This is a genomic window from Natronoarchaeum philippinense, from assembly GCF_900215575.1.
Classification (GTDB): Archaea; Halobacteriota; Halobacteria; order Halobacteriales; family Natronoarchaeaceae; genus Natronoarchaeum; species Natronoarchaeum philippinense.
On the sequence record NZ_OBEJ01000001.1, the window covers coordinates 824754 to 845812 of the forward strand.

The window sequence follows — 21059 nt, forward strand, 5'->3', positions numbered from 1 at the left end:
GTAATATTACTTCATTCTTTCGACGAGATCGTTCACACGGATGTAGATTGCCTGCAGGCTTCGTGCTGATCAGTAGTTGATCATTGATCAGGCAATACAAACGAATGAAAGATTAGCCTCGGTCTCGGCCAATAAAATTAAGTGATGACCGCGCCTCAGGTGTACACAGACATGAATTCAAATTTACTCGACAGACAACTCGATGATATTCTTCGGGAAATGCTTGCGGAAGCCGACGACGAGCTGTTGCTCGTGAACCCCTCGTCGGAAGCCATTAAGTCGTTCGTCGACGTAGCATCGACGTTCGACGGCGACCGACCGCTTGTTCACCTGCTGGCCGACGAGCGAACGCTCAAAGACGTGATGGACGACTTTATCATCGCCAGCAACACGGCCGATCTAGTCGACGCCGACGTGCTTGCACTGCGGACAACGGAGGATCCGCCGGGCAACTCCCTGCTGCTGACCGACGACGCCGTCGTCGCGCTGGTCGACGCCGGCAGCCAGATCGGCGGACTCGTCGCCGACGACGAGGACTTCGTCGCCAGCGCGCGGGAGACGTACCAGAACCGCTGGGACGGTGCCGACGAGTACAACCTCCGCACGCCGCCGATCACGCGCGTCCGCGAAACGCTCTCCGAGGAGATCAGTCCGGAGGCCGAAGACGACTTCACGAACATCCTCGACTCGCTGGAGACGGCCCGCGGTGACGGCGATGGCCTCGACGAGGTGACGATCAGCCTGCTGGTCGCCGCCAAGAACGAGGCGCTTCTGTACGACATCAGCAAGTGGGGCGAGGACGTGGGCATCGCCAGCAAGGCGACGTTCTCGCGCACCAAGACCAAGCTCGAAGATATGGGCCTGATCGACACGGAGAAGGTCCCGATCGACGTGGGGCGCCCGCGCCTCCGTCTGAAACTGGGCGACGACCGCCTGACCGGCGCCGACAACGGCCAGCTCGCGACGACCGCGCAGTCGATCCTCAACTAACGCGTCTCGGTTTCTCTCAGCGTATCGAGCCGCCGGCATCGATTCCGACCATTTTAACGGCGTACCGCCGGAGACTGGCACATGGACGTTGCTATCGTCGGATCCGGACCGGCAGTCGAGGCGGTCGAAGCCGCACTCGACGACGTCGACGTGCGCCCGCGGACGGCGTCGGCCGAGTCAATCGACGGCGCTGATGTCGCCGTCGTCTCTGATCTCGCCGGCGCCGAAACGTTCGAGCGCGCCAACGCCGCCGCGATCGAAGGGCAAACGCCGTGGCTCTCGGTCGAAATCGGCGGCGTCGGCGGCCGCGGGGTCGCGGATCTCGACGCCGCAGTCGCGGGATACGCGCCGTCGACGGGCTGTCACGAGTGCCTGTGCGCACGAGTCGCCGCTACCGCCGAGGACGATCCAGTAACACCCAGCGCCGACCGCGGCGCTGTGCGACTGGCCGGCGCGCTCGCCGGCCGAGAGCTCGTCGCGTTGCTCGCCGGCGAGGAGTCGACCATCCTCGGCGGCGTCGTCGAAATGCCCCATCAGCGCCGCGAGTTCCTGCCGGTGCCGAACTGTGACTGCGGCGATGGTCCCGACAGAACACTCGGGCGCGATCACGAATCCGTCGGGCTCGAAGACGCGCTCGCCCGGGCCGAGCGGGGACTCGACGAGCGCGTCGGGCTGGTCAGCACGATCGGGGAGATCGAGTCGTTCCCCGCGCCGTACTACCTCGCCGAACTCGCGTCGACGGAGGGCTTCAGCGACGCCGACGCGCCGCCACAGGCTGCCGGCGTCGACGACGACTGGAACCCGGCGTTCATGAAGGCGCTGGGCGAGGCCTTAGAGCGCTACGGCGCCGCGATCTACCGCGAGACCGAGTTCGAGCGCGCCCGGCCGGCCGATCTCGACGACGCCGTCCCGCCGGCGGCGTTCGTCCTGCCTGACGGCGTCGATACCGACCCGGACGCCCCGCTCCCGTGGATCGAGGGCGAGGAGATAGCAAGCGGCGAACCTGCGTATCTTCCCGCCGAAAAGGCCGTCTTCCCGCCGCCGGAGCGTCGGCTCGGCCCGTCGATCACGACCGGGCTCGGGCTCGGTGCCTCGACCGTCGACGCGCTGCTCTCGGGGCTCTACGAGGTGATCGAGCGCGACGCGGCGATGCTCTCGTGGTACTCGACGTTCGAGCCCCTCGAACTGTCTGTCGACGACGAGCAGTTTGGGGCGCTCGCCCGACGCGCCGGCGCGGAAGGCCTCGCCGTGACGCCGTTGCTTGTCACGCAAGATGTCGACGTTCCGGTCGTCGCCGTCGCGGTCCACCGAGAGGGCGAGTGGCCGCGCTTTGCCGTCGGCTCCGACGCCGATCTCGACCCGGTCGCGGCGGCGCGAGGCGCGCTCGCCGAAGCGCTCCAGAACTGGATGGAACTGCGCTCGATGGGGCCCGACGACGCCGCCGAGCAAAGCGGCGCTATCGGCGAGTACGCCGACTTTCCCGAGGAGGCGCAAGCGTTTCTCGATGCCGGCGGCCCGATCCCATCCGACTCCGTCGGTCCGGCCGACTCGCCGACAGGCACTGCCGAGTTGGACGCCGTCGTGGAGCGTGCAACCGATGCCGGCCTGACGCCCTACGGCGTCCGCCTGACGCCGCGGGATCTCGACGCCGTCGGCTTCGAGGCCGTCCGCGTGCTCGCGCCGTCGGCCCAGCCGCTGTTTACCGGCGAGCCGTTCTTCGGCGACCGGGCGCGTTCGGTGCCGGACGATCTCGGGTTCGAGGCGCGACTCGATCGTCGGCTCCACCCCTATCCCTGAGCGAGTCGCCGGCTAGGTTTAATACGAGCGCGGCGGTCAGTTCACATAGTGTGTGAATTATACGCATGAATAGAGCGAACGGCGAGAGGGGGGCCGGATCGTGACAACCGAGTTCGAGCTGTCCTGTGCGACCTGTGGCGGTGATCTGACGCGCAGGACGGTCTCCGGCGACGTGCTCGGCGTCGATATCGCCGAGACCGTACCGGTCGCCGAATGTGTCGATTGCGGGGGATGGTACGTTCCCGAGCGGACGCTCGATCGAGTGCAGTAATCGAAACCGGTCGTCGGCGTCGGTCAGATGCCAAGCGTCGCTCGCAGGAAGTCGCGCGATCCGGGGCCCAGTCCGACTGCAAGCACGGTGACAAGCAACAGCAGCGCGTAGGCGGGGCTGTCCTCGAAGATCTTGTCGTCGAACACCCAGACGACGAACACGGCGGCCCCGAGCTTGACGAAGATGAAGGGCCACGTCTCGCCGATCAGGTCCGTCATCCACGCGGGCTGGAAGTCGGCGGTGTTCCGGTGAATCCAGCCGTTGACGACGTGCTTTGGCGCGTACGCTGGTAGTCCGAACCGGGCGGCCCAGTCAAGGCTGAGCACGTTGGCGATGCCATCGACGAGGTGGCCCCAGATGATGACCAGCCCCATGTAGCCGGTGCCCCGATTGATCTCCGGTGCGAACTGTTCGATCGCCAGCCACGTCACCCCGGCCAAAACCGTCGCGCCGCCGAGCGTGATCGCCGGGACAAGCGGGTTGAACTCGACGACTTCGGTCGCCGTGACGGCGTAGGCCAGCCACGCCAGCGTGACCGCGAGCACGACCGATCCGAGCGCCGCGAGGGGCACCTGAAACCGTTCGACATCACCGCGTCGCTGGAGAACGATGCCGAGGAGAACGCCGCTCAGCGTGATGGCGAAGACGGTGAAGTAGATGAAGGGGCTGATAAACAGCGCGCTGAAGGGGAACGGGATCGCCACCGGCGAGTCGGGGCCCACGGCGACGCTGACGTCCTCGACGACACGGAGCGCCCCGCCGAAGAAGACGTACGGGACGAGCGCGTAGAACGTCGCCGGAGAGTAATCGAAGTCCAGTCGCTGGATCAGCAGGTAGACGCCGACGAGCATAAAGACGAGTACCAGCGCGTACGAAACCGTCGAGACCGTCGTGTATCCCGGCTCCGCGACGTACCCGGCCGCCTGTCGACACTGGGCTACCGATTCGTAGAACGTCGTTTCGCCGTTATGTCGAACGGCACACTTGGCGCCGCGGGTTCCGTCGGCTGCCACCGGTCCCCAGTAGTACCGCCAGAGGAAGCCGTCGTAGACGCGTCGCGGAAAGAGCACCGAGCCGAGCGCGAGGAGGGCAGCCACAGCCCCGGCGACCGCCAGCCACGCCCGGGCTGGGTCGATCCGATCAGACAGCTCGTCCATACAGGGTGCCCGTATGCGCGGGCTTTCAGCGTTCCGGTCTCCGGGTACTGCTGCCGGATCCGCCGCCGCGGCTCAGGACTCCGACGGTGCGACGGCGTCGACAAGCTGTTGATGAGCAGCGCCGTTCGAGGCGATCAGGCCCTCGCTGTCGACCGTCCAGCGGTTTCCGTGAACGTCGGTGACGACGCCGCCGGCCGATCGGATCAGTCGGACCCCGGCGACGGCGTCCCACGGGTTCGGCGAGATCGGTGTCGCAGCGGCGTCGAGCGCGCCCGAGGCGACCAGCGAAAGCGTCGGCTGGGCGGCGCCGAGTCGCCGCAGGTCGCCAAATCGCTCGCCGAGGCGGGCCAGCGTGTCGCCGTAGCGCCCCTCGCCCATGAAGCCCCACCACATCGTCGCCGCGACCGCGAACGCCGCCGGGTTCGAGCGCTCGCTGACCGCCACTTCCTCGCCGTTCATCCGGGCGGTCGACGTGTCCGCAACGTACACGTCGTCGAGCGCGGGCAACGCGTTCGCCGCGGCGACCGGCTCGCCGTCCTCGATGGCAGCCACGCTGGTCGCCCAAAACTGGATGCCGCGGACGTAGTTGGCGGTGCCGTCGATCGGATCGACGATCCACGCCGGACCGTCCTCCGGTACCGTCTTTCTGGCGTCGTCCTCCTCGGCGACGATCGGCACGTCCGGCGTCGCGTCTCGGAGTGTGGAGACGACCGTCTGCTGGGCCGCCCGATCGGCCTGTGTGACGAGGTCTGCCGCGTGGTCTTTCGTCTCGATGTCGAGTCGGCCGCGGAAGGTTTCGGCTGCTGTCTCACCGCCAGACCGAGCCGCGCGCTCAGCAGTGCCGGCCGGATCGTCGAATGCCATATGCAGACGACCGAGTCGGTCCCAGTTAGGGTCGTCGGTGAGGGTGTGGCGACAGCCCTAGGACGCCGTGATATATAGATGCAATGACCTGTCTGTGTTCGCCCCTGTCGATGCCCTTACAAGGGTACCACCTAACGGTGTACCTAATGGAGGCCGTCCTGTGGTACGTGTTCACCGGCACGCGGGGCGGAGAAAACAGAGCCAGAATCCTCCGGGCGCTCGACGACCGCCCGCGCAACGCGAACCAACTGGCCGAGGATCTCGAACTGGATTACAAGACCGTTCGACACCACCTCGACGTGCTCGCCGACAACGACATCGTCGAGAAGAGCGGCGACGACTACGGTGCGATCTATCTGCCGACCGACCGCGTTCGACACAACTGGGGTACCGTCGAACAGATTCTCGAACAGGTGAACTGAGTATGTACGAATTTGGGAAAGAGTATATCCGGACTGGGTGGAAAGAGGTGAACAGATGACGCTCCTGATCGACGTAGTGCGGCTCGCCGTGCTGGCGAACGTCCTGCTACTGACAGGACTATGCTACGTCTGGGGGCGAAACTACCTGCAGTTCCGGTCGAAACACACCGTTGGACTGTTGCTGTTCGGCGTGCTCTTGCTCGCCCAGAACCTGCTGCATCTCTACTACTACCTGCTCGATCCCACGCTGTCGACGTGGTGGCACAGCAGCGCGGTGTCGGCCCCGGTCTGGGAGGCTCAGATGGTGCTACACGTCGCCCAGACGATCGGACTTGCAGTCCTGATGTGGGTTACGTGGGACTGATCTCGGCTTCTTATTCCCCGACGCGCAACTGATAGCGAATCAGCAGGTAGGCGCCCTGAAACGCGCATTAGGTCCGGATTACGAACGAATTTGGGTGAGAGTTCGGAAAATCGACTTTAAATACCTCTCCGAGATTCGGAGTATGCGGCAACGCATCACCGCGGCACTGATGATCGTCGTCGTGACGACCAGCGTGGGGCTGGTCGGCGCGGCGCCCGCAGCGGCGGGAGATACCACTGCGTCTAACCACACGGCCTCGGTGACGTTCACCGAGCAGACATCGGGCGGAACGACAGTTACCGTCGACGAGGTAACGCTGCCCGACGGCGGCTTCGTCACGATACACGACAGCAGCCTCGCTGACGGCGCCACGTTCGGGAGCGTCGTCGGCACGTCGACGTATCTCGAAGCGGGCACCCACGAGAACGTGACCGTCACGCTCGACGAGCGCCTGAGCGAGGACGCCACGCTCACGGCCATGCCCCACAAGGACACCGACGGCGACCGCGCGTACACGTTCGTCTCCAGCAACGGGATGGCGGACGGTCCCTACACCGCCGACGGCGGCGCTGTCGTCCAGACCGCCAACGTGACCGTCTCGGCGACGGTGTCGATCACCGACCAGCCCACGAACGGCGACTCGATCGTCGTCGACTCGGTCGTGCTCTCGGAGGGCGGGTTCGTCACGGTCCACGACGCGAGCCTGCTCGACGGCGCGACGTTCGACAGCGTTCGCGGCACCAGCGAGTACCTCGAAGCCGGTCACCACGAGAACGTCCGGGTCCACCTCGACGACGAACTCACCGAGAACGCCACGGTGATCCCGATGGCGCATATGGACTCGAACGACAACCAGATGTACGACTTCGTCGAGGATCAGGGCGGCGCTGACGGCCCATACACCGCTGACGGCGGCGCGGTGCTCGACACCGCGATGGCGACGCTCCAGACCGAAGCGAGCGCGACCTTCGACGCCCAGACCACCGGCGGGCACCACGTCACCGTCTCCGAGGTGTTCGTGCCCGAGGGCGGCTTCGTCACGATGCACGACAGCTCGATCAACGACGGCGCCGTGTTCGACAGCGTTCGCGGCACCAGCGAGTACCTCGAACCGGGCCTGCACCACGACGTGACGGTTGCACTCGACGACCCGCTGACCGAGGACGGAACGCTCGTTGCGATGCCACACATGGACTCGAACGGCAACGAGACGTACGACTTCGTCGAGCAGGAAGGCGGCGCTGACGGTCCCTACACCGCTGACGGCGGTGCAGTCGTCGACGCCGGTGCAGTCACCGTCTCAGCATCGGTTTCGCTGGACGACCAGACCTCCGACGGAACGACCGTCGTCGTCGATTCGGTCGACCTCTCGGAGGGTGGCTTCGTGACGGTTCACGACTCCAGCCTGTTCGCCGGCGAAACCCTCGGCAGCGTTGTCGGCACGAGCGAGTACCTCGAAGCCGGCCACCACGAGAATGTGGCCATCGAACTCGACGAGAAGATCACCGAGACGCGCTCGCTCGTTGCCATGCCACACATGGACTCGAACGGCAACGAGATGTACGACTTCGTCGAGCAAGAGGGCGGTGCTGACGGCCCATACATCGCTGACGGCGGTGCAGTGGTCGACACCGGAACGGTCACCGTCCCCGCGGCGGTCTCGATCAGCGCCCAAGAGGGCGGCGACTCGATCGTCGTCGACTCCGTCACGCTGCAGGACGGCGGCTTCGTGACGATCCACGACGCGAGCGTCCTCGACGGCGCCGTGTTCGACAGCGTTCGCGGCACCAGCGAGTACCTCAGCCCCGGCACCCACGAGAACGTGACCATCGAACTCGACCAGCAATACGAGCAGGATGGCACTGCGATCGCCATGGCGCACATGGACTCGAACGGGAACGAGATGTACGACTTCGTCGAGCAGGAGGGCGGCGCTGACGGCCCCTACACCGCAGCGGGCGGCGCGGTCGTCGCTGACGCCTCCGTGATGGTGTCCGGAATGGACGACGGCAGCGGCTCCGACGAGATGGACGACTCCGACGAGATGGATGACAGCGAAGATATGGACGACTCGGGCGACTCCGAAAACACGAACGATAGCGACTCGACAGGCGAGGAGAGCGACTCTGAGAACGACGGCACGCCCGGCTTCGGCGTCGCCGCAGCGCTGGTCGCACTGATCGGCGCCAGCCTGATCGCCCTCCGGTCCCGCCGGTAAGCTGCGCTTTCGGCCCTCAAACGTTATTTTTCGGGACGCAATCTGACGCCGAGCGATGGCGTCGGTCGTGCTGGCTTAGACCACCGTGACGGCGACGCGGTGGTCGCCGGCATCGGTCGCAAGCACTACCTCGTCGACGATGCACTCGCTGACTGCGTCGCGCCAGTCCGCCACGGCCTGCTGGTGTCGATCGTGGTGACACTCGCGCGTGTACTCGACGTTCGGATCGGCACGAAGCGCGTCTTCGGAGTCGTCTGGATCGGGATAAGCGGGAAGATCGTCGACCAGCGCCCGCGGAGCGACGTGAATCGGCGCCGTCTCCCCGTACTCGTCGCCACTGGGGACGTGGAGCCGTGCGCGCATCCGCCCGCTGAACGGTGGCGTGATTCGAAGGACGGCGTCGCCGCCACCGCGCAGATCGGCTTCGAGCGCGGCGACCAGATCGTCAGTGCGGACCGCAATCGACCTGATCGCTGTCGGATCGTCTGACTCCGTCATCGGCGGACGTTGGTGCCAGACCTACTTAGCACCTTAACCAGCACGACGCCGCCGCTCCCCGGCTTGGCTGGAGCTGCTGGAATGGAAGTGTGAGAAGTTTGCGAGGGCAAGACGCTCCGTCTTGCCGCACTGTTGCCAGTGCGAGGGAAGGGATTTGAACCCTTGGACCTCTACAGGAGCGGATCTTGAGTCCGCCGCCGTTTCCGGGCTTGGCTACCCTCGCACGCGTCCGACCGAACGGACTCGCCCAGTTTGAACCCATCGGTTCGTCCGAGATGGGAGACTGCCACGCGGCGAGTGGGCCGAGGCGGCGCCCCTACGCGTCGGCGATGGCGGCGTCGATCCGTCGACGGAGTTCGTCCTCGTCGGATGCGTAGGCGAGGTGGGATCGGCAATCGCAGTCCGAGGCGCCGAACCCGTCGACGGGGCCCGCAGGCAGCGCTCTGGCCACGGGACACTCGATCTCTCTGCCGGGCGCGCGAACGGCGTCCCGGAGCGTCGTGGCCTCGTGACCCAACAAGTAGTCGACGTGCCAGTGTCGAACGTCGTGTTCGCCGGCCGCGACGCGGCGGTGTCGGTCGATACGCGAAAAGCCGCCGGCGCCGAGCGCGCTCCCGACGTAGGCGTACCAGCCGGCTGGAAGCTCGTGCGTTCCCAGCGCGCCGATCGGCGGGCTGATCGGCTCCGGGAGTTCGACGAGCAGCGCGTACGTACCACCGGTCATCGGGGGGCTACTCGACGCTGACCGGCCCGTCGTCGGCGTCGCCCGGCGTCCATTCGAGCTCGAACTCGACGCTGAGCTCCTCGACGCCGCCCTCGATCTCGCGCTCGGCTTTGATCTCGAATTCGGGGCGTTCTGGCGGGTCGAGTTCGAGCGACTGATCGCCGCCGCGGAGCGTGATCGACTCGCCGGCGTCGAGTTTGTCTGCGACGGCCCGGAGCGTCGCCGCGATGTCGCTGCGGGACTGGCTTCGCTCTGACTCGAACAGCACTTCTTCGGACATAGACAGATCTACGCGCCGAACGGTAATAAGCCAGCGGGAGCAGTGTCAGTCTCGGCCGGCCGCCGCCGGGTCGCAAGCAGGTCGCGCCGCCGCCTGATTAATCGTCTGGCTCGTCGGACGCGTTCGACGCCGAGGACGCCGCGTCGTCGCTCGACTGTGCCCCGACATCGTCAGCGGCGTCGAGATAACCCGGATCGACCGCGTACGGATCGACGGACCGGGCGGCAAGCAGTTCCGGCAGCACGATCCGGCAGAAATGAATCGTGACCAGCAACAAAAGCGGTGCCAGAAACAGCCCGTACCAGCCGAACACGAGCGGGCCGACGATGTAGGCCACCATCACGGCACCGAGATGGACGTTGCGGCCCGAGACGTACGGCCGAAGGAAAAAATCCGGGATCGAGTCGACGATCACGAACGACACGACAGCGAAGACGATCGGAAACCAAAACACGCCGGTGGCATCGTCGACGACGATCCGTCCGAACAGGTACGCTGTCATCGGGAAATAGACGAGTTTCATGCCGATCACCGGGATCAGGCTGGCGACGCCGGTGAGCAGACCGAGCAACACCGGGTAGGGAAGCGAGATCGCGGCGGGCGCGACGGCGTCGAGCGCGCTGTAGGTCAGTGCGCCGAGGACGCCCGTCGTGATCGCCGTCAGGATGTTACCGAAGAAGACGATCTGGAGGTCTCGATCGAGTTCGTAGCAGAAGGCGTCCATCACGCCGTGCTGGTCGCCAAAGCGCGCGCGAAACCACCGCGAGAGGTCGCGGCCGTCGCGCAGTAAGTAGTACGCGATCACGATCACGATCAGCAGATGTAACGCGAAGGTGCCGAGCAGTCCGACGTAGGACAGCGCCGAGTCGGCGGCGTCGAACAGCTGCCCGCCGTCGATGCCCGAGAGGAGCGTCTGCGGATCGTCGACGATCGCCGAGACATCGAGATAAGGCTCGATCACGGCTAGCTGTCCGGACAGATCGCTACCGTTGATCGCCTGCGAAAGCTCTTCGACGCCAACGACGAGCGTGTAGGTCGCCAGCAAGATCGCCGGCAGTGCGAGCACGACGAGCGCGGTCGCCGCCGCGACGCTGGGCGAGCCGATGCGGTGCTCGATGCGCTGGTAGATCGGTCGGGTCGAGTAGTAGACAAAGAGCGCGAACACGAACGTCCCGACGAACGCGACGACGATTCGGGTCAGCACTACGAACAGGAACGCTCCGAGCGCCCACCACAGCACCCGTGTCCGGTCGACATCGAGCCCGATGGCCATAGTTGGGCGGCACCCGCTACGATCAAAAGCGTTCCGCCACATCGTTGCCTGCGACGGATTTAACAGTCGTATGCGCGTATCCCCACCGGTGTTCGAGGCCGTCGCTGTCGAGTCGGGGCAAATGTTTGCGCAAGCCGCCGGAGCGTCGACAGGTGTGATACCGGCGCTGCTAGCGACTGGGCAGGACGCCGTCGCGGCCCAGTCGGGACCGATGGGGCCGGCAGCGCTGGAAAGCACCGTCGCCCGGATCGCGCTGGCGGCGGCGCTGGGCCTCTTTCTCGGACTGGAGCGGGAGTGGTCCCAGAAGACCGCAGGGATCCGGACGTTTTCGCTGATCAGCCTACTCGGTGCGGTGTTCGTCGTGCTCGATCGGGAAGCGCTGCTGGTCGTCGGCGGCCTGCTGGTCGTCGTCCAAGGCGTGTTGCTCGCGGTGCAGGGGCTGCTGGCCGACGACGAGGAAGACGAGGGGCTGAGCCTCACGACCTCGACGTCGATGCTGGTCGCCTACGGCGTCGGCGCGCTGGTCGCCACCGGCTTCGTCATCGAGGGCGTCACCGTCGCGGTGCTGTCCTCGCTGTTGCTCGTGTTGAAACGCGAACTCCACGACATCGCGTGGGGACTCTCCCGCGAGGAGTTGCGATCGGCCTCGGAGTTTGCGATCCTCGCGTTCGTGATCTACCCGCTGTTGCCGTCCGATCCGGTCGAAATCGACGTTCTCGGCGCGCCAGTACCCATCGAAGCCCGCGTCGCGTGGCTGATGGTGGTGATGGTGGCCGGAATCGGCATCGTCAACTACGCCGTCGTGATGAACTACGGCGGACGGGGCATCGCCGTCACTGGCTTTTTCGGTGGGCTGGCGTCCTCGGCCGCCGTCGTCGGAACGATGCTCGACCACGTCCGCCAGCGTCCGGACGCCGACGCCTACGCCATCGCTGCGATCTTGCTCGCCAACGCGGCGATGGCGCTGCGCAACCTCGGCATCGCGCTGGTGTTCACGCTCGGGAGCGGCCGACTCCTCTACGGCGCGCTCGTTCCGCTGGGCGCGATCGTCGTCGGCGCCGTGGCGATCGCGGCCTACGCCGCCGACTGGTCAGAGCACGTCGAGATGGAACTGGTCGATCCGTTCTCGCTGCGCAACGCGCTTGGCTTCGGCGTCGTCTTCCTCGCGGTGCTGGTCGCCGGCTCGCTCGCGGAGATCCATCTCGGTCGACTCGGGTTTTACGCGACGGCAGCCGCGACCGGGCTCGTCTCCAGCGCCGGCGCGACGGCGTCGGCGGTGATGCTGTACCGCGTCGGTGATCTTGACGGTGCCGCCGCCGTCGTCGCGATCCTACTTGCAACGGGCTCCAGCGTCCTCGTGAAAGTCGCGCTCGCTGGACTGGGGCCGGATCGAAACTTCGCCTATCGCGTCGCCGGTTGGAGCGTGCTGTTGCTCGCTGGGGCCGGCATCGCCACGGCACTGGCCACGGTCTGATGGGCGACTGAACGGCAGGAATGACTCGTCGACGCCGTCACCGGGACCGCCGACTCACTCGATAAAGCGAGCCTGCACGTCGCCGTCGGGCATCATGCACTGGTCTTTCTTCCCGAACCAGTCGTAGCGGTGTTCTGCAACGAAATCGTAGATCCGATCCCGTATCGCCCGAGGAACGACACGAAACGGCGCGAGTGCGGCGTAGACGCCGCCGAGAAGGGTGGCGATCCGGATGACGGCGCCGGACTTGACGTAGCAGTCGTCGCCCTCGATCAGGACGATCGACTCTAGCTCGTCGGTCGGAAGCCCGTGCTCGGCCAGCAGTTCCTTGCCGACCTCCGACTGCAGCGATGCGAAACGAAATCGTCCCTCCGGATCGCGCGGCACGACGAACTGTACGAAGCCGCTACAGAGGTTGCACACGCCGTCGAAGAGGATGATCGGACCGCCATCCGCGTACGCCTCGCTCATCTGTTAGAAAGAGTTTGGAGTCCGACGTAGTTGAGCGTTCCGTGTGTCCCACGGGCATGCGGCTACTCGGTTCTGCGTCGGTACAGCGTTTGTTTTACCATCAGGAAAGCTTATGCAACAGGGTTGCACATGCTGACAGACCTAGCTAGTTATGACACATCGCTCGCCCAGAGAAACCGCCCACAACCAGCTATCGACCGCTCTGGATCGGGTAGCGCCAATAGTTGGAAAGTGGTTTGAAATCGATCTGCGGGCCCTCGCCGCGTTTCGTGTTTCGCTTGGGCTACTGATACTCGCCGATCTGGCCACCAGAGCACGAAATATTGGGGCATTTTACACCGACGCAGGCGTGTTGCCACGGCAGGCACTGTTCTCCGATTACTCACCAGTGTACTCACTGCACGCAATTTCAGGAGCTGCATGGGCACAGACCCTGCTATTTCTCGTCGCTGGCGCGTTCGCACTTGCCCTGATCGTCGGCTACCGAACGCGTGTGGCGACCGTCGTCTCGTGGCTGTTGCTCCTGTCACTGCATGCGCGGAACCCGATGGTACTCAACAGTGGGGATGTCCTGTTGCGGATGCTTCTGTTCTGGGGCATCTTCTTGCCGTTGGACGAGCGCTGGTCGTTGTTTGCGGCGGACCGTACCGACGACACGGATCGAAGCACCGTCGCCTCGATCGCAACGATAGCGCTGTTGCTGCAGGTCGTGTTGATGTACGCGACGAACACGATCCACAAGTTCAACGGCGAGTTCTGGATGGACGGAGAGGCGCTCGTGTATATCCTAAGCGCGGATCAGTTCACCGTCCACCTCGGGAATGTGATCGCCGAGTACCACACGCTACTCGAGCTGTTCAACTACCTGTGGATGGGTCTGATCTTGGCGTCGCCGCTCCTGTTCGTGCTCACCGGTGCGTGGCGCGCAGTGCTGCCGACGATGTTCGTGGGGATGCATCTCGGAATGATCGTCACGATGCGTATCGGCCTGTTTCCACTGGTCGTCGTCGCTGCCTTGCTTCCGTTTTACCCGCCGGTGGTGTGGGATGCAGTGAGTAAGGCCGCTGAGCGAATCGGCCTCTCCGAAGTGTTGCGCACTGGACAGAACAAACTCACAAGGATCGCGGCGGCCGCACCGTCGTTCCGGACGCCATCCGTCCCGAACCCTGCTGGCGTGATCAACCACAGCCGAACAGCGTTTTTCACTGTCGTGCCGTACCTGCTGCTCGCTCTCGTCATCATGTCGAACGCTCAGGCTGTCGACTACGCTGAAGTTCCTGACCCGGGCGAAGAGGTTCTCGATACGGTGCAGGCTGAACAGAGCTGGCGGATGTTCGCGCCGGATCCGGCGCGGACGACCCGGTGGTTCGCAGCGCCGGCGACGCTCGAAAACGAGAGCAGAGTCGACGTGCTGCATAGATCCCAAGTCGACTTAGAACGCCCGGAAGATGTCGAGACGACGTATCCGACCGCACGGTGGCGCAAGTACCTCTCGAACGTGTATTCGGCCGACAACGAGAACCATCGGTCGTACCTCGCTAACTACCTGTGCGATCGCTGGAATCGCAACCACGAGACGGATGCGAAGTCGGTGACGATCTATCAGATGTACGAACGCTACGATCCCTACGCCGAGGAGATGGAAGCAGACGGGATCGTGAAAGTGATAACGTACAGCTGCTCCGGCGAGTTCGTTCAGAACGACTAGAGCAGCTCGGACTGCTTTTTAGCGCGGCCCTCCGCTCTCGTTCGTCACACACTGCGTCGGTCGGCACTGACGTTCTGTGCTCCAAATATTCGTAACTCGTCGCGGCGATACCGTCTCGAAGTCACACCCCAGTGGCGGCGTCAAAGCGGAAGGCGTCGTCACATCGCTCCTCGTCGAGACGGTTCTCCGTCGTGTCTGACCACCGCTGTGGTGGGGACTCTGCGGTGTTGCCCCTCCAGCAGCCGGACGCCACGTTGGGAGACTGTCCGGTGCCCGAAGCGTACAAACTGCATCGCTGGTTCGCAGTGAACCGCCTCGGGGTCAAGTGGTTCGAGAGAGCATAGCTCTCTCGTCATCACGAGACGGCTTTACCGTCTCGGACGACCCCGAGGCACTCGGCTTGCTCTGCCTGTAGGCAAACTCCGAGATCGTCCGTGCTACTGGCGAATAGGAGACGACGTGCGTGCTCTGTTTCGCACAGGCTCGCAAGCCGCGATTACAACTGCAGGATACCGTGACGACGAGGGGTCAGGGATGCCTGTGTCAGAGAACACAGCGGCGATCCGGTCATCGGCACCGCTGCGAGTCATCACAAACCCACTGCGTCGTTCCGTGCGCGGTGCCACGTGTTCATGAACCAGACGGCACGTGCGTAAGACTCGGCTGTGATATCATCGGCACAACGCGTTTGCACACGATCGCCATGCCGTCGGCTATCGACGTAGCGGCACAAAAAATGGAATCCGCGCGGTGCGGAATAGGGGGATCAGCCGCGAGGGCTGATTAGTTATTCGCGCTTGCGGAGCGCCAGCATGGCGGCGCCGAGCAGCGAGAGGATGGCCACGGCGATACCGAAGCCGGGCTGACCACTGCTGCCGGAGTCACCGGAGCTGTCGCCGGAGGAGTCGTCCGAGCCGGAGTCGTCCGAGCCGGAGTCGTCCGAGCCGGAGTCGTCCGAGCCGGAGTCGTCCGAGCCGGAGTCGTCCGAGCCGGAGTCATCCGAGCCGGAGTCGTCCGAGCCGGAGTCGTCCGAGCCGGAGCCGTCGTCACTCTCTGCGATGACGAATGCCGCGGAGGCGGACGCGTTGTCGACGGAGGTCGACAGTTCGTGCTCGCCAACGGGGTAGGAGTCGCTCGAGGTGTTGACCTCGAAGGTCAGGGTCGTGGTGCCCTCAGCGTCGAGGGAGACGTCCTGACTTGCGACGGAGTTCCCGTTGACCATCAGCGGGACGGACGTGTTGAGACCGTCAGCGCCAGCGGTCACGTCGATCATGACCTCAGCGGTGTCGTTCTTCGTCACGTCGTAGCTGGTGCTGCCGAAGGAGACCATCGTCTCAGCGTCGGAGCCACCGTCAGTGGACTCGACGAGCGTCGCGTCGAGGGTTGCCGTGTTCTCCGCGTCGTTGTTGTCCTCGGCACGGAGCTCGAACTCGGTGCCGGTGGTTTCACCGCTAAGGTCGAAGGAAGCGGTGAACGTGTTCGCGTCGTCGCCGGCCATCACGGTCGGCGTGTCACGCTCGACGAACGTGCCGGGTGCGCGGGCACGGGTGTCGATCGTGGTGCCGGGTGCGACGTTCGTCGTACCGGACACAGTCGCGTCAGCGGATGCCGCAACTTCGTCAGCGCTGTCGCCCCACGAGAGGGTGCGCTGTTCGATGGAGAATTCGCCCGAGATGGACTCGAGGTCGTCGTCCCAGTTGTCGACGAAGTTGTTGTTGGCGCCCATCTCGATCGTGGTCGAGAGGTCGGCGCTGCTCGGGAGAGCCTCGCCCTCATCGGAGGCGAGGTGGATGATGAACGTACCGTTCTGCTGGTCAGCGCTCAGAACCGTGGCGCTGAGGGTGCCCTTGTGGTTGAAGTCCTGGTCATCGCCTTCGCCGAAGGTTGCCCAGACGTTCGTCGCGTCGGGGCGGTTCGGACCAGAGACATCTTGGGACAGCTTGAGCTGCATTCCGGGGACACCTTCGCCAGCGTGGCCGATCTGGTCGCCCTGCTCGACGAAGCCGTAGACACTCTCAGCGTTGACCTGAACGAGCATCTCGTCGCCGTTGGCGATGGTGCTCGTCTCGGTCAGCGTGGCGTCTTGAAGGTCTTCAGCGTTGTTGACCGAGTCACTCGGTGCAGTCCAAGTAGACATCGAGGCCTCGCTGAACGAGGTGCGCTCGTTCAGCGTCAGGTAACCGACGTCCTGCTCGGTCTGCGTCGAGTAGTCGCCGTCACCGTACTCAGTAGCGATGCTCAGTTCGTAGCCCGTCGGGCCAAGGGCACCGGGGACATCCTGAGTGTTCGCGTTGTCGATGACGTTCAGCCCAGCACCATTGTCGCTGGTGATTTCGTAGTCACCGTTGTAGGTGTTGAGCGTAACGGTAATCTCTTCGTCACCAACCTCGTCGAGGTTGGTCACTTCGAGGTGCTGCTCGTAGTTGACGTCCTCGACGTCACCGACCTTGATGTAGACAGGGTTGTCGATGCCCTGTGCGGTGAAGGAGAACGAAACCTCGTTACCGACCTGACCCTCGTACTGGTCCTGTCCGAACTCGATGGTGTCGGGGGTCTGCTCGGTGACTTCGATCGAGGCCGAGTCGGACGCCGTCGTCTCGACGGACTCGATGTCGAAGGTGTAGTTACCGACCGTGCTCAGGTCCAGGCTCCAGGTGTCAGCGGGGTTGCCGGAGACGATAGCTGCGTTACCGTCGTCGGTCTCCTCACCGCCGGTGAGGTCAGCGAGCTCGGAGCCGCTGAAGGAGGAGCTGGAGATCCGGAACTCGGCGCCGTTTGCTAGGTCATCCGGAAGGTTCGTGCCCGTCCATTGGAGCGTTGCCTGCTCGTCAGTCTCGATGGACGAGGACTGGAACTCGAACGTGACCTCAGGCGTTTCGACGTAGAACTCACCGTACACGTTGGCGCTATCTCCAGAACCGGTCTGGAGGTAGTGGAAGCCACTCGCGTCGGTGGTGTCGATGGTCACGTGACCGTTTTCGCTCGCTCGGAGCACGTCGATGCGCTCGGAAGCGCCCTCGACACCCGAGTAGAGCTGAACTGCTTCACCAGATTCGAAGCCGCTGACGTTCAGCGTCTCGCCTTGGTAAACTGTTTCGTCCTGCAGCGATGCCTTATCGACTGCATTGCTATTCCCGTCATGGTTCGCGGCTGCAGTCCCCACCAGCGCGGCGGAGCCAGCAACCACAGAGAGAACCATCATCGCTGCCAGGAACACTGCGCGTCCCTTTTCGCGATATGAGTTGTTGTCTGTCATGTGTTGTTGTTGTAGTTGTTTGTCTGTCGATCAGACGGCGACAACATCGTTCGCACACGCACGGAAATCGTTCCGAACGGTGATACTTGGTGCTGCCACCATGGGTAGGGGTACAGTCCAAAGGTTACGCTGTCGTTATAAATGCTTTGTGGTGGCGTTAAGAACCTGTTACTTGTTGTCATGGGACGATACAGGTCTGCTCGCGGACTAGTAGGACCGGCGTATCGTATCGGCACACCAGTGAGTACTACTTGAACGAACCGAGAAATTCCCGGTCGTGTCGGTCGAGCGATTTCGGCGTGCTGACCTGTCAGTACGAGGCCGTTACTATCATATTCGGATGTGATAATCACGGCCTATCCGATGCCACACGACGGCAGCGATTCGGACTGCGACGCCGAGACGCCGCCGGCCGATGGCGCTCGACCGACGGTAACGCGGCGAGCGCTGTTGCGGTCGGTCGGCGGTGCGACGGCGCTTTCGTACACAGTTGGTTCAATCGCGCACGCGCGTGGACGCCGACGTGCGGATCTAGATCAGGACGGGCTCGTCGCGGCCGAAACGCACACTGGCCCCACAGAACGAGCGCTCGCAGCGACGTTCGGCGACCAGTTCGACGGGCTCGATCCGTCCCGTCGAGAGCTGTTGATCGATGTCCGGTACGTTCGCGGGACCAGCGTCGCCGCCGAGACGAAAGCGGCCATCGAGGGGTTGTTTCGGCGGGAAGGAATCCACGCCCAATGGCTCGACTATCCGAAGCGATACGATCGTGAGCGCTTCGAGCGAGAATACGGGTCGAACGCGCGTACCGTCCTCTGGGGCGGAAACAGTTTCTACCGGACCGAGATCAAGCGGGAGTTCAGAAACGTCGCCGTGCAGTTGGTCGTTGTCCCCGGACGGAGTCATCCCGCGTACGAGGGGCTCGTGTACAGCCCGTGGACCGACGCGCTCGGTGGAGGGCAGGACGGACACGTCAACGGATTCAGCGTGGGCAATCGCGCGGTCGTCGCCGAGCGCGATCAGGTCCGCGAAGAACAGCGCTTGATCCTCCACGAGATCGCACATCTCGCGCTCTGTCACGCCGACGATCCACAAAACGACGGCGTGATGGGCACCGGCGAACGGATCGACCTGACCGACCGTGAGTGGGAGCGGCTTCGGCGGAATCTGGACAACGTCCGCGATCGGACTGGCTACGACGTGCTGTTTCGGTCGTGTCTCTGGGAGGACTGTCTCCCGATGCTGTAGGCAGTGGGACAGGTTGATCTGGGGGACGACTCGACGCTATCGTCCCGATGAGACGTTCGTACTACCACACTCGGGACAGCGCGTCATCGTTCCCAACGAGACGACTTCGATCGTCTCCCACCGATCGCTGCCTGCGGGCGCCTCGAATCCGCAGGTCCAGCAATGCGAGCGCGACGTGGACTGTCGGGACTGTGGCATGCGAAAAGATAGCACCACCTACGTCATAAGTCTCACACACGAGGACCCCAGCACAGCAGCACTATTAACTCAATTACGAATTGCAGTACCTTAATAAGCATCGCCGTCGGAACACCACGTGATGCCCGAAATCACAGTGTCCGACTCGCTGTACCGCCAGCTCGAAGACGCCGCTGACGGAGGCGAGATGGAAGACGCGATGTGGGAGATGGTGTACCTACTCCAGCGCGGTTCAGACCCGACATAGAGGGTTCCGGAATTCGAGCGCCACGAGAGCGCGGCGTCGAAACGAAGACACCGCCGATGGTCTTTATTTTCCGGACTCGGGATCGGCGGCCGTCTCTGCCCGACGCAGCAACTCTCGGATCGGCCGGCCCGTGTCGGCCGCGGCTGCGGCGGCGTCGTCGTACTCGGCGCTGATGTCGTAGACGATGCCGTCGGAGTCGCTTGCGATCTTCACGTCGATATCGTACTCGTCGCCGTCGATCTCGATCGTCGCCGTCTCGAACGATCGTTCGGCGACCCAGCGATGACTGGCGCCCGCCTGTCGGACGCCGAGCGTCCCGGTCTCCTCGGCGAGACGGCGCGCGACGCGTTCTGCGTCGTCGGGCCGAGCGATTACCTTTATCAAGTGTCCCGGCCGGGACTTTTTCATCGTCGTGGGAACAATTGTCACATCTCGCGCGCCCGCGTCTGTCAACGTATCTTGTAGCCCACCCAGTACTTCCGGAGCAACATCGTCGACGTTGGTCTCGATCACGGCGATGTCCTCCGTGCGGAACCCACCGTCACGCTCGCCGACCATCGCACGGAGCACGTTCGGCCGGCCGTCGAGCTCGTGATCGCCGGCGCCGTAGCCCGACGCCGAAATATCGAACGCAGGGAGTTCGGTCACTCCGTCGGCGATGTGCGCGAGGATCGCGGCGCCGGTCGGCGTGAGCAGTTCAGCCTCGACCGGTCCGCCGCGGATCTGCCAGCCCGCCTGCTCGGTGATCTCGACGACCGCCGGGGCGGGGACGGGATACTCACCGTGGCTCATTTCGACGGTGCCCCCACCTACGGACACCGGCGTCGTGACGACCTCGTCGACGCCGAGATCGTCGAGCAAGAGCGCGGCACCGACAACGTCCGCGATGGCGTCGTCGGCGCCGACCTCGTGGAAGTGTGTCTCCGAGAGGTCCGTTCCGTGAACCGACGCTTCGGCGTCGCCGAGCACGCGGAATATCGCTTTCGTGTCGTCCTCGACCTGCTGGGGCAGTCCCATCGACTCGACGATCTCGACTACTTTGGGGAACGTCCGATTCGGTCCGGCACCTTCTGCGTGGTCGTGATCGTGAGGGTGGTCGTGCGAGTGCTCGTTGCTGTGACCGTGAGATGTGTCGTGGCTGTGCTCGTGAGAGTGCCCGACGCCGTGCTTTTGCAGGTAGTCCTCGGCGTCGTGTTCGTGCGAGTGGTCATCGGCGTCGTGCGCATCTCCATCGCCGCCGTCGAGCACCACGTCGACCGCCGTCGCCGCGATACCGGCACGATCCGTCTCGGAGACGACGTACCGAACGTCGAGAGCGTCTTCGACGGGAGCGAGCGCGTCCCGATCGGCGCCGGCCGCGAGCAGCGCTCCGAGCACCATATCGCCGCTGGCGCCGGTCCGGCCGTCGAAAGCGAGCTGTCGCATACGGTAGCTCGGGCGCGCGCCGTGGAAAACCCATCGGGTCGCGCCAAATGCCGGTTCGGCGTCCAGACGCCGCGGCGTCGAGACGGGGCGGGGCGTGCCTCAGCCGTTAGTCATTTGTACTCCCGTGACGCAATCATACATGGTAACACGTGACACTAGACGGCCCCTCGGTCC

At 64.3% G+C, this 21059-nt stretch carries 19 protein-coding genes and 1 tRNA gene; 10 read left to right on the forward strand and 10 right to left on the reverse strand.

The genetic code is table 11. From position 1 onward, the window contains the following. The first annotated feature begins 171 nt into the window (after positions 1-171). From tbsP to CRO01_RS16495, 3 genes are all read left to right on the forward strand, one after another. Positions 172-990, forward strand: a complete 819-nt coding sequence (gene tbsP, locus CRO01_RS04210) for a transcriptional regulator TbsP (RefSeq protein WP_097007845.1) — start codon at positions 172-174, stop codon at positions 988-990. Positions 991-1071: 81 nt separating this feature from the next. Further along, positions 1072-2787: a YcaO-like family protein gene (locus CRO01_RS04215; protein WP_097007846.1), complete on the forward strand. Its 1716-nt coding sequence runs from the start codon at positions 1072-1074 to the stop codon at positions 2785-2787. Positions 2788-2887: 100 nt separating this feature from the next. Further along, complete coding sequence (locus tag CRO01_RS16495) at positions 2888-3058, forward strand: hypothetical protein (RefSeq protein ID WP_179747388.1); 171 nt, start codon at positions 2888-2890, stop codon at positions 3056-3058. Positions 3059-3081: 23 nt separating this feature from the next. Here CRO01_RS16495 and CRO01_RS04220 read toward each other — a convergent pair whose 3' ends face one another. Both CRO01_RS04220 and CRO01_RS04225 read right to left on the reverse strand, forming a co-directional pair. Beyond that, complete coding sequence (locus tag CRO01_RS04220; RefSeq protein ID WP_097007847.1) at positions 3082-4215, reverse strand: DUF63 family protein; 1134 nt, start codon at positions 4213-4215, stop codon at positions 3082-3084. Between the two features lie 72 nt (positions 4216-4287). Continuing rightward, positions 4288-5079, reverse strand: a complete 792-nt coding sequence (locus CRO01_RS04225) for an inositol monophosphatase family protein (protein WP_097007848.1) — start codon at positions 5077-5079, stop codon at positions 4288-4290. 146 nt (positions 5080-5225) lie between these two features. Between CRO01_RS04225 and CRO01_RS04230 the strand changes: the two genes are divergently transcribed. From CRO01_RS04230 to CRO01_RS04240, 3 genes are all read left to right on the forward strand, one after another. Further along, positions 5226-5501 carry an ArsR/SmtB family transcription factor gene (locus tag CRO01_RS04230; protein WP_097007849.1) on the forward strand — a complete coding sequence of 92 codons (276 nt, stop codon included), beginning with the start codon at positions 5226-5228 and terminating at the stop codon, positions 5499-5501. A 55-nt stretch (positions 5502-5556) separates the two neighbouring features. Further along, on the forward strand, positions 5557-5865 hold the full coding sequence (locus CRO01_RS04235; protein ID WP_097007850.1) for a hypothetical protein: 309 nt from the start codon (positions 5557-5559) through the stop codon (positions 5863-5865). Positions 5866-6007: 142 nt separating this feature from the next. Then, entirely contained in the window at positions 6008-8083 is a 2076-nt protein-coding gene (locus CRO01_RS04240) for a DUF7282 domain-containing protein (RefSeq protein ID WP_097007851.1), read from the forward strand. A 75-nt stretch (positions 8084-8158) separates the two neighbouring features. Here the strand turns inward: CRO01_RS04240 and CRO01_RS04245 are convergent, their stop codons facing one another. From CRO01_RS04245 to CRO01_RS04265, 5 genes are all read right to left on the reverse strand, one after another. Next, a complete protein-coding gene (locus tag CRO01_RS04245; protein ID WP_097007852.1) occupies positions 8159-8581 on the reverse strand; it encodes a hypothetical protein in 423 nt (140 codons plus the stop codon). A 139-nt stretch (positions 8582-8720) separates the two neighbouring features. Beyond that, positions 8721-8804, reverse strand: a tRNA-Leu gene (locus tag CRO01_RS04250). A 93-nt stretch (positions 8805-8897) separates the two neighbouring features. Then, positions 8898-9305 carry a GIY-YIG nuclease family protein gene (locus tag CRO01_RS04255; RefSeq protein ID WP_097007853.1) on the reverse strand — a complete coding sequence of 136 codons (408 nt, stop codon included), beginning with the start codon at positions 9303-9305 and terminating at the stop codon, positions 8898-8900. Positions 9306-9312: 7 nt separating this feature from the next. Beyond that, positions 9313-9585 (reverse strand): amphi-Trp domain-containing protein, encoded by a 273-nt coding sequence (locus CRO01_RS04260; RefSeq protein ID WP_097007854.1) that lies wholly within the window; start codon positions 9583-9585, stop codon positions 9313-9315. Positions 9586-9682: 97 nt separating this feature from the next. Next, positions 9683-10858, reverse strand: a complete 1176-nt coding sequence (locus tag CRO01_RS04265; protein WP_179747389.1) for an AI-2E family transporter — start codon at positions 10856-10858, stop codon at positions 9683-9685. Between the two features lie 211 nt (positions 10859-11069). Between CRO01_RS04265 and CRO01_RS04270 the strand changes: the two genes are divergently transcribed. Next, complete coding sequence (locus CRO01_RS04270) at positions 11070-12332, forward strand: MgtC/SapB family protein (RefSeq protein WP_097008334.1); 1263 nt, start codon at positions 11070-11072, stop codon at positions 12330-12332. 54 nt (positions 12333-12386) lie between these two features. Here the strand turns inward: CRO01_RS04270 and CRO01_RS04275 are convergent, their stop codons facing one another. Further along, complete coding sequence (locus CRO01_RS04275; protein WP_097007856.1) at positions 12387-12803, reverse strand: thiol-disulfide oxidoreductase DCC family protein; 417 nt, start codon at positions 12801-12803, stop codon at positions 12387-12389. A 151-nt stretch (positions 12804-12954) separates the two neighbouring features. On the opposite strand from CRO01_RS04275, the gene CRO01_RS04280 reads away from it, so the two are divergent. Continuing rightward, on the forward strand, positions 12955-14511 hold the full coding sequence (locus CRO01_RS04280; protein WP_097007857.1) for an HTTM domain-containing protein: 1557 nt from the start codon (positions 12955-12957) through the stop codon (positions 14509-14511). Positions 14512-15298: 787 nt separating this feature from the next. On the opposite strand, the gene CRO01_RS04285 is transcribed toward CRO01_RS04280, so the two are convergent. Next, positions 15299-17728 carry a BGTF surface domain-containing protein gene (locus tag CRO01_RS04285; protein WP_179747390.1) on the reverse strand — a complete coding sequence of 810 codons (2430 nt, stop codon included), beginning with the start codon at positions 17726-17728 and terminating at the stop codon, positions 15299-15301. Positions 17729-18130: 402 nt separating this feature from the next. On the opposite strand from CRO01_RS04285, the gene CRO01_RS04290 reads away from it, so the two are divergent. Both CRO01_RS04290 and CRO01_RS04295 read left to right on the forward strand, forming a co-directional pair. After that, complete coding sequence (locus CRO01_RS04290; RefSeq protein WP_218839121.1) at positions 18131-19015, forward strand: hypothetical protein; 885 nt, start codon at positions 18131-18133, stop codon at positions 19013-19015. 319 nt (positions 19016-19334) lie between these two features. Next, positions 19335-19460, forward strand: coding sequence for a phosphohydrolase (locus CRO01_RS04295; protein ID WP_097007859.1), 126 nt, complete (start codon positions 19335-19337; stop codon positions 19458-19460). Between the two features lie 63 nt (positions 19461-19523). Here the strand turns inward: CRO01_RS04295 and larC are convergent, their stop codons facing one another. Beyond that, entirely contained in the window at positions 19524-20885 is a 1362-nt protein-coding gene (larC, locus tag CRO01_RS04300; protein ID WP_097007860.1) for a nickel pincer cofactor biosynthesis protein LarC, read from the reverse strand. Between the last annotated feature and the right edge of the window lie 174 nt (positions 20886-21059).

Excerpts from the sequence above, each read along its gene's own strand:
- tbsP (WP_097007845.1), top strand. The coding sequence starts at position 172 with ATGAATTCAAATTTACTCGACAGACAACTCGATGATATTCTTCGGGAA.
- CRO01_RS04215 (WP_097007846.1), top strand. The coding sequence starts at position 1,072 with ATGGACGTTGCTATCGTCGGATCCGGACCGGCAGTCGAGGCGGTCGAA.
- CRO01_RS04220 (WP_097007847.1), bottom strand. The coding sequence starts at position 4,215 with ATGGACGAGCTGTCTGATCGGATCGACCCAGCCCGGGCGTGGCTGGCG.
- CRO01_RS04225 (WP_097007848.1), bottom strand. The coding sequence starts at position 5,079 with ATGGCATTCGACGATCCGGCCGGCACTGCTGAGCGCGCGGCTCGGTCT.
- CRO01_RS04230 (WP_097007849.1), top strand. The coding sequence starts at position 5,226 with ATGGAGGCCGTCCTGTGGTACGTGTTCACCGGCACGCGGGGCGGAGAA.
- CRO01_RS04235 (WP_097007850.1), top strand. The coding sequence starts at position 5,557 with ATGACGCTCCTGATCGACGTAGTGCGGCTCGCCGTGCTGGCGAACGTC.
- CRO01_RS04240 (WP_097007851.1), top strand. The coding sequence starts at position 6,008 with ATGCGGCAACGCATCACCGCGGCACTGATGATCGTCGTCGTGACGACC.
- CRO01_RS04245 (WP_097007852.1), bottom strand. The coding sequence starts at position 8,581 with ATGACGGAGTCAGACGATCCGACAGCGATCAGGTCGATTGCGGTCCGC.
- CRO01_RS04255 (WP_097007853.1), bottom strand. The coding sequence starts at position 9,305 with ATGACCGGTGGTACGTACGCGCTGCTCGTCGAACTCCCGGAGCCGATC.
- CRO01_RS04260 (WP_097007854.1), bottom strand. The coding sequence starts at position 9,585 with ATGTCCGAAGAAGTGCTGTTCGAGTCAGAGCGAAGCCAGTCCCGCAGC.
- CRO01_RS04265 (WP_179747389.1), bottom strand. The coding sequence starts at position 10,858 with ATGGCCATCGGGCTCGATGTCGACCGGACACGGGTGCTGTGGTGGGCG.
- CRO01_RS04270 (WP_097008334.1), top strand. The coding sequence starts at position 11,070 with ATGGGGCCGGCAGCGCTGGAAAGCACCGTCGCCCGGATCGCGCTGGCG.
- CRO01_RS04275 (WP_097007856.1), bottom strand. The coding sequence starts at position 12,803 with ATGAGCGAGGCGTACGCGGATGGCGGTCCGATCATCCTCTTCGACGGC.
- CRO01_RS04280 (WP_097007857.1), top strand. The coding sequence starts at position 12,955 with ATGACACATCGCTCGCCCAGAGAAACCGCCCACAACCAGCTATCGACC.
- CRO01_RS04290 (WP_218839121.1), top strand. The coding sequence starts at position 18,131 with ATGCCACACGACGGCAGCGATTCGGACTGCGACGCCGAGACGCCGCCG.
- CRO01_RS04295 (WP_097007859.1), top strand. The coding sequence starts at position 19,335 with ATGCCCGAAATCACAGTGTCCGACTCGCTGTACCGCCAGCTCGAAGAC.
- larC (WP_097007860.1), bottom strand. The coding sequence starts at position 20,885 with ATGCGACAGCTCGCTTTCGACGGCCGGACCGGCGCCAGCGGCGATATG.